At 47.0% G+C, this 1,524-nt stretch carries 1 protein-coding gene; it reads right to left on the minus strand.

The genetic code is table 11. From position 1 onward, the window contains the following. Positions 1-79: 79 nt before the first annotated feature. On the minus strand, positions 80-1,501 hold the full coding sequence (gene fliD / locus J1785_RS01115) for a flagellar filament capping protein FliD (protein WP_015697541.1): 1,422 nt from the start codon (positions 1,499-1,501) through the stop codon (positions 80-82). Positions 1,502-1,524 lie beyond the last annotated feature (23 nt).

Here is a 1,524-nt window from a genome sequence, read left to right on the forward strand (position 1 = left end):
GCGATGCGCTCATCACCGCACTTTCGAGCCCAATTTGGGCATATGCTTTTGCTCCTGAATTTTGGTACATACACATTCCTTATGAAGAAGAGCCCGACGATGCAAATTGCTGTGTCAGGTAATTACCTGTACTGGTCAGTTTATTGACGAGTACTGATAAATTTGTAAACTGAGTTTTATACAGCGCAAGGTTATTGTTAATACTGGTTGTTGTCGATGTAATGCTATTTGCGATATTTTTCAGCGATTTATTAATACCGTCTTCAGCATTTTGAATGGAGCCGTTTGTCGTATCGAGCATTTTCGTCAGCATGGCAGTGGCCTGAGTACCAAAGCCGGTTGTTTTACCGTCGCCCTGGAAAAAACTCACTACGCTGTCAGGCTTGGTGGTCAGCGCCGTATTGAGTTTGGTGCTATCTACCTGCAACTTACCGTTGATATCCTGGGTAATACCGAGGTTGGCCAGGGTGGCGTAATCAGAATTGGATTGAACTGAAGACAACTGGCTGCGTACCTGTGTGGCAATTGTGCGAACAGTACCATTGCCAAACAATGCGCCATTGCCGGAATCTTGCGAGTCAGCCCCTTTAGCTACGGACGTATAAGCTGTCTGGTTGGCAATGGTCGTTTGCAAGGAGTTGTAAGTATCGACGTAATTCTGAATAGCGGCCTTCATTGCCGTAGTATCTTTTGTCACGCTCAATGTCTCTGGCGTGGTACTCGCTGAGACAGATTTTAGGTTTATGGTCAGTCCTTCCAGCGCATCTGTGACGGTATTGCTGCTGCGGGTGATTTCGAGATCGTTAACGGTAAACTTGGCATCCTGAGCTTTAGTCGATACGGTCATACCATTTGTGGAAGATGTCGCGTCATACCCGATCAACTGATTCAACGTATCATCACCAGTGACGCTGACTGTCATTGCATTCGCTGTACCCGTATCGTTCGCAGTCAATGCCAGATGGTAACTATTATCGTTTGCTTTGATGATGCTGGCGGTAACCCCACTTTGTTTAGCATTAATCGCGTCGCGAATACCGGTAAGCGTGGTCTGATCTTCAGTCAATGTCACTGTTAACGGTGTTTTATCTGCTTGCGCGATAGTAATTGTCCGGCTCGCCGTTCCTGCAGTACCCACATTGGTTGTGGCGCTACTGACTGATCCCGTGAGCAAAGATTGTGCCTGAGCCAATTGTGTCACTTTTACATTATATGAACCTGCAGGTGCCGTTGTGCCACTGGCTAAGGTCGCAGTGAAAGCGGTGTTTGTGCTGCTGATAGCAGTACCGGCAATGGTCCCGGCTGACTGTAATGCGGTGGTTGCCGTTTTCAGCTTATCAAGCGCCGTTTGCAAAATACCAAAGGAGGTTAATTTGGCTTTGTAGGAGGTTTGCTGAGTAGTGAATGGAGTCAGACGAGCATTTTCTGACGCGGTCAATGAATCCATCAAACTGGTGAGATCAAGACTGGTCCCTGCACCGAGTGAACTTACGCTAGCCATTTTATATTCCTTAAATAGAAGGG

The organism is Rahnella perminowiae (assembly GCF_019049755.1).
GTDB lineage: Bacteria > Pseudomonadota > Gammaproteobacteria > Enterobacterales > Enterobacteriaceae > Rahnella > Rahnella perminowiae.

Bases quoted from the DNA above. Each gene is read 5' to 3' on its own strand.
- fliD (WP_015697541.1), bottom strand. From the start codon at position 1,501: ATGGCTAGCGTAAGTTCACTCGGTGCAGGGACCAGTCTTGATCTCACC.